Origin of the sequence: Streptosporangium sp. NPDC023615 (assembly GCF_040640155.1) — a bacterium.
In the GTDB taxonomy this organism is placed as follows: domain Bacteria; phylum Actinomycetota; class Actinomycetes; order Streptosporangiales; family Streptosporangiaceae; genus Streptosporangium.
In genome coordinates, this window is the sequence record NZ_JBFABE010000124.1 from 1,254 (window position 1) to 7,593 (window position 6,340).

Genomic DNA, 6,340 nt, shown 5'->3' on the forward strand with positions numbered 1-6,340 from the left:
GTGTCCGGCGCGGTCGTGTCCGGCGCGGTCGTGTCCGGCGCGGTCGTGTCCGGCGCGGTCGTGTCCGGCGGGACGGGAACCGAACAGGCCGCACGGGCGACTCGGGCGGCGCGGAGCGGCCAGAGCACCCAGATCGCGCGGCCGGCGCCGGAAGCCGAGACCGGACCCGTGACGGCACCCGCGACGGCGCCCCCGCCGGGCGCGCTCGCCGCGGGGCGGTGGCTGCGGGACCACTCTCGGCCGGACGAGCTGGTGGCGACGAACGCGCACTGCCGCTGGGGCATGGAGAACCCGTGCGACGGACGGCACTTCTGGGTCGCCGCGCTGACCGAGCGGCGCGTGCTGGTCGAGGGCTGGACGTACACCGCGAGGAACACGGCCCGGTGGCGTCCGGGCATGCCGACGCTGCACCTGCCGTTCTGGGACGCCGCCCTCATCGGGCTGAACGACACGGTCTTCTCCGCGCCCACCGCCGAGAACGTCCGGCTGCTGCGCGAGCGGCACGGGGTGCGCTGGCTCCTGGCCGACGAACACCGCCGTACCGTGTCCCCCGACCTCGGGAGCCTCGCCACGCTCCGCTTCCGCTCCGGCGCCTACGCCGTCTACCGCCTCCCCGACAGGGCGGCATGAAGCGGGTTCCGCATCCCGCCCTCACACCGCGACCAGGAACACAGACCTTGATCAGGCATTCGTCTCCGCCGCCGGTCACTGCGGCCTGGCGCCACCGACACCCCAGTGGCCCGCGAGGTCTCGGCGGCATGACGATGGGTTTCCTGTCGGTGTTGAGGTCTCAGCTCAAGCAGCGGGAGCCTGTGGCGTCAGGTGTACCTCGACATCAGCGTCCAGGGCACGCGCCAGGCGCTCCAGCACCGGCAACGTGGGAATGGTCTCACGCGCCTCGAACCGCGCCCCGGCCGACGGTGAACGCCTCAAGCAGAAAACTCAGACCCAGGCGTAAACGATCAGTGTCGATCGCACGGCGGCCGGGATGCCGGCCCATGAGATTTCCATGTGAGGTTCCGCGACCTTAATGGCATAGTTCCTCCATGCTCCGCGTGTTTCTTGCTCTTGCCACGATCACGGTTCTCCTACTGTGCTCCTCGGCTGCCGAGGCGAACCGGCTTCCAGGAGTACTCCCTCCTCCGGACGACCCTTGGCCGGAAGGCGGAAATTTCTCCGTCTTCTTGTGTGAAGAGGACGACGCCTGGGATGCCTGCGGGGACAAGGAGGTGACGCCAGAGCAGAGGCGTGCGGTCGAACAAAGGCTACGGGAGATGCCTCGGCTCGCGGATTTCCACTACCAGGACAGAGTGGAGGCGTGGATGGCGATGATAGAGGAGGCACCCGAGCTCAGGGAACTCATACAAGTAACCGATCTGCCAGACGGCTTCCACAGCAGGTTGCTCCGGTGGAGCGACGCCGCCGCATTCGAATCGGCCGCCAAGGCGCTACCGGGAGTCTCCAACGCCTATGTCATACCCGCTTCATTCTGGACAGGCAAGGCTGACATATCCATTACGCTCTGCAACGCCGACAGAGGACAGGAGCTCTGCGAGGGACGAGGTGGTGCAACGACTACCGAAAGGATGGCGATCGAGGCTCTCCTGAAGAGGACAAAAGGCGTCAAACGCATCTATTTTGCGGATCGTGCGCACGCCATGTGGCTAAACAAGCAATTCGCTGCCCGATGGTCGCAGGTGACGGACCGAGACCCTCAAGACAAGAACGACGATGCCGAGCCCAGGCCACTGGAGCAGTATCCTGAGACTTATCACGTCAAGCTCAATGATCCGAGATTTGCCAAATCAATTGTGGACGCGGTGAAGGGCCTACCTGGGGTGGCTCAAGCAGGGTAAAGGACGAGTTCGAGGTGGTTCCATTGCGTAACTCATCTGATCCAGAGGTCGATACGAACAGCACGAGCCAGCTTCTGGCGTGCTGCTCACCAACAGAGAATGCAGTCACCGCTCCAAGAGGTGTCGGCTGGGCCGCCGCGCCGCTTCCGGCGCTAATGACGGTGACGCAGGTCAGGCGCAACTTTTCTCATGCTTCAGCGAAGTTGATCGTCATTGCTGCATACGGGAGGCCGGCTGGGGAGGGTCGGGAAGTCACGCATGCCGCGCATTGAGGTGGCGAGCAGGAGCAGCGGGGTGACGGCGAAGAAGGTGGCCAGCACCCACATCGCGGCGCCGATCCCGAAGGCTGTCGCCAGGACGCCGGCGGTGGCTGCGCCGAGCGGCACGGTGCCGGAGATGACGAACCGGGAGACCGCCGTGACCCGGCCCAGGAGGTGCGCCGGTATGTAGTTCACGCGGAAGGTAGCGGTGACGGTGCCCGATATCGTGGCGCCGAGCATGACCACGAACGATCCCACCGTGAACAGCGCCAGCTGCCAGCCAGGGCCGCCGGCCGGCAGCAGCAGCATGAACGGCGCGGTCACGACATTGACTCCCACGTAGGTGCGCGCGCTGCCGAAGCGGGCGACGGCCCGGGACGCGAGCACGGCGCCCAGCAGGCCGCCCAGGCCGGCGAGGCTGATCAGGCCGCCCACGGTTCCCGGCGCGATACCTTCGGCGCGCACCAGGAAGACGATGCGCAGCGAGAACACGCCGAGCATCCCGAGGTTGATCATCGCCGCCACGATGAGCATGGGCAGCATGAACTCGCCGTACTTGAAGTACCTCAGGCCCTCGCTGAGCTGCCGGAGCATGCCGGGCCGCTCGCCCGCCGCCGCCCTCGGCTCGGGCGTGGTCCGCAATCCGAGCAGGCAGGCGGCCGAGACGATGAAGGTGACCGCGTCGACGAGGAGGCCGCCGACCGCTCCGGCCACCTCGGTGAGCAGACCGCCGAGGCCCGGGCCGGCGACCTCGGCGGCCGAGGCGCCGGCCTGGAGCTTGGCGTTGCCCTCCATCCGGTCATCCTGGGCCAGTAGGTGCGGCAAGTAGGCGTTGAATGCCAGGGTGAAGAACATGCTGGACGTGCCGGCGATCAGCACCGCGGCCAGCAGCATGGGCACGGTCAGCACACCGGTCCAGGCGGCGACCGGGACAGCGGTCAGGACCGCGGCGGACACCAGGTTGGCGGACACGAGGATGCGGCGGCGCGGCCGGCGGTCGACCCAGGTACCGGCCGGGAGGCCGATCAGGAACCAGGGCAGCCAGCTGGCTGCGGTCAGCAGGGCCACCGTGCCGGTGCCGGCATGCAGGACGGTTATCGCCAAGAACGGGACGGCCACCGTGGTGATCGCCGAGCCTAACCCGCTGACCGACTCCCCGGCCCACAGCAGGGCGAAGTTCCGGGTGCGGAACAAGCCGCCCGGCCGCCTTTTCTTAGCCGCGGTGATGTGCGGCGAAACCCCCATCTCGCGATTACCCACCGAACTCACGGTATCGCCACAGCCGGGAGTGGCGGCGGCATTTAACGGAGCGGTGCGAGCGGGCGAGGTGGTGGCGCCGCGCTCTCTGCTCAGCCACTCCCTCAAAAGGAGCCGGTCGCCGGCCACCACGGACCGAGCACGCTTGAGCCGCCGCCGATCGGATGTCTCGGTCCTGACAGCCTTGCACTGAGAGTCATTTCACCGTCGGATGAAGCAGGGCTGATCACCGACGAGAATCCTGCATGTACAGATGCCGCCTTACGTGACCACACATCACCGGCCCGCATCCACCGCCTGCCCACACGTAGCTCACCGACCCGAGCCGCGCGCCGCTCACTCGTAAAAAAGGGAGCGAGCGGTCTCTCAGCGGTTGTATCGCAAGTCGCCTCACGTTCAGAAATCGAGCGTGAGGTGTACAAGCGCGATCCATAGGGCTACGTCTTCGTGGACAGCACGTCTGCCGGTAGACGTCCTACCCGGATGGGTCATCCAACGAGGCTCTCCTGAAGAAGACAAAAGGCGTCAAGCGCATCTGATTTGCGGATCGTGCGCACGCCATGCGGCTAGAAAGGCAACACGTTCTGAAGTTGGCGGACCGGATGCCGGGAGCGGCCGCAGGTCGCCCGCTCGCCTGATCCGGTATGACGAAGTCATACTTCTCATACCAAGACGACCTTCAACGTGAAGGGCTTTCACATATTTCAGATTGATTACCATGTGTACCGAATTGAACGCGTAAGGCTACATTCGAGGCTTCGTCCTGCGCGAAGGAGCCCCGTGATCCGCACCATCAGAGCGTCCCTGCTCGCCGCCGTTCTCGCCGTGCCCGTGGCCGTGGCGCTGCCCGCCGAGGCCTCCCCCGTACCGAAGGGCACGAGGAAGGCGACGGTAGTGAAGATCGTGGACGGCGACACGATCGACGTCCGTTTCACCCGCACCGGCTCCCCCGTCCGCGTACGCCTGCTCCAGGTCGACACCCCCGAGCGCGGGGAGTGCTGGTTCCAGGCGGCCACCAAGCGCACCGCCGCCCTGCTGCCCGTCGGCAGGACGACGTACCTGCTCGCGGACAAGGCGCCGAAGGACCGCTACGGCCGGTCCCTGTACTACGCGTGGAACGGCGGCGGGGTGTTCGTCAACCGCAACCTCGTCCGCTACGGCTACGGCAAGGCCGTGCTGTTCAAGCCGAACGACAGGTACATCACCGTGATGCGCGCCGAGCAGGCCAGGGCCAAGCGGGAGCGGCTGCGCATCTGGTCGGGCAGGTGCGACACCGCCTCAGGCCCGACACCCACCCCTGCCCCGCGACCCACGACGGCGCCACGCCCCACGGCGGCCCCGCGGCCTACGGCGGCGCCGGATTCGTCCTCCGGTGGGAACGATCCACGCTTCCCCACGTGCGCCGCGGCCAACGCCGCGGGACACGGGCCCTACCGGCGCGGATCCGACCCCGAGTACACCTGGTACCAGGACCGCGACGGCGACGGCGTGGTCTGCGAACGTTGATCCCGCCGCCGGAAGCTCCCGCCCGTACGGCGCGGGAGCTTCCGGCGTACCGTGCCGGGACCGGCCTCGGCCCGTTCTGCGACGACTCAGAAACGCGCCCCGACGTCGGCGCCGTTGGACGGGCGCAGGAAGGCCGAGGAGGGGATCGAACCGTCCGCCGCGCGGGGGCCGGTGATCGTGCCGGGGTCGGTGCTGACGAAGGTCCAGGTGCCGCCGAGGTTCCAGGAGTTGCCCGAGCCCGAGGACGACGAGCCGAGCGCGACCTGCGTCGCGTTCGCCACCGACAGGTTCCCGGTGAGGGTGGAGCTGGAACGGGAGAAGTTGAACCCGGTGCCGCCGTTGCGCCAGGCGGTGTTGCGGTCGGCGGTCAGCCGGCCGGGGTTGCCGTTGTCGACGAAGCCGCCGACCGCGTTGTCGAACGCGATGGAGTTGCGGATCACGTGGTCGGCCGCCGGGTCCGGGTCTCCGCCGCCCAGCTTGAAGCCGTTGCCGTCCCCGGTGTAGTCGGGCAGGTTCCACCGGTTGAAGCCGTTGCCCCAGGCCACCGACGACTCCACGGTGATCGGGGACAGGAACAGCCAGAAGTCCAGACCGTCGTCGGAGTTGTTCCACAGCCGGGCACCGCGCACCACGTTGCCGGAGCCCGAGCCCTCCTTGATGGCCAGGCCGTCGGCGCTCTCGCCGTTCTTGCGCGGGTCTCGGTTGCCGTAGGCGTCCAGGCCGACGATCTGGTTGTTGCCGGAGGCGCCCTGGAGGTGCAGGCCCGACTCGTAGTTGTCCCGGGTGACCAGGCGGTCGAAGACGGTGTTGTTGACGTCCAGGCCGAAGACGCCGTACGGGCCGTGGATGATCTCCAGGCCGCTCAGGCGCCACCAGTCGCCCTCGATGTGGACGGCGCCCCGCTCGGGGCGCGGGATGCTGGATCCGACCGCGCCGGGCGTGTGGGGCATGTTCTCACCGTCGATGACGACCCGCTCGCCGTCGTGGTTGCGCATCGTGATGGGCTGGCTCGGCGTGCCGTTCTTGAGGATCTGGATGTTGGCGCCCGGCGCGTAGGTGCCACCGCGGATGACGATCGTGTGCCCCGGCTGCGCCAGGTCCACGGCCCGCTGGATCGTCCGCAGCGGCGACGCCTGCGTGCCCGGGGCGGCGTCGTCGCCGGTGGTCGCGACGTACAACGTGTTCGCCGGCGGCGGCTGGTCGGCGGTCTCGACGTCGAGGCGGTCGAGGTTGGGCAGGCCGAGGGAGGTGGTCGGGTTCAGCCGGACGGTGTTGGCGCCGGCGTTCAGCGGGACGGTCACCGTCCTGGTGGCCCAGGTCGACCACGCGCCCGTGCCCTCGAACGACAGGGTCTGCACGGTGGCCCCGTTGACGACCAGGGCGGCGGAGCGGGCCGCGGTGCCGTTGGCGAAGCGGACGGCCAGGGTCGCCGTGCCCGCCGCCGAGGCGTTCACGGTGAAC

General features: G+C 68.2%; 5 protein-coding genes. 3 read left to right on the top strand and 2 right to left on the bottom strand.

Annotated elements, in window-relative coordinates:
• Together AB0G16_RS37870 and AB0G16_RS37875 are read left to right on the top strand one after the other, a co-directional pair.
• On the top strand, positions 1-630 hold a 630-nt coding region (locus tag AB0G16_RS37870; RefSeq protein ID WP_362815712.1), incomplete at its 5' end, for a hypothetical protein.
• 416 nt (positions 631-1,046) lie between these two features.
• On the top strand, positions 1,047-1,856 hold the full coding sequence (locus AB0G16_RS37875) for a permease-like cell division protein FtsX (protein WP_362815714.1): 810 nt from the start codon (positions 1,047-1,049) through the stop codon (positions 1,854-1,856).
• A gap of 194 nt (positions 1,857-2,050) precedes the next feature.
• Here the strand turns inward: AB0G16_RS37875 and AB0G16_RS37880 are convergent, their stop codons facing one another.
• The gene (locus AB0G16_RS37880) at positions 2,051-3,310 is read right to left on the bottom strand and encodes an MFS transporter (protein WP_362815716.1); all 1,260 of its coding nucleotides are present in this window, start codon (positions 3,308-3,310) and stop codon (positions 2,051-2,053) included.
• An 843-nt stretch (positions 3,311-4,153) separates the two neighbouring features.
• On the opposite strand from AB0G16_RS37880, the gene AB0G16_RS37885 reads away from it, so the two are divergent.
• Positions 4,154-4,879: an excalibur calcium-binding domain-containing protein gene (locus AB0G16_RS37885; protein WP_362815718.1), complete on the top strand. Its 726-nt coding sequence runs from the start codon at positions 4,154-4,156 to the stop codon at positions 4,877-4,879.
• 86 nt (positions 4,880-4,965) lie between these two features.
• Here the strand turns inward: AB0G16_RS37885 and AB0G16_RS37890 are convergent.
• Positions 4,966-6,340, bottom strand: a 1,375-nt coding sequence (locus AB0G16_RS37890) for a right-handed parallel beta-helix repeat-containing protein (RefSeq protein WP_362815720.1), incomplete at its 5' end; no start/stop codon positions are given.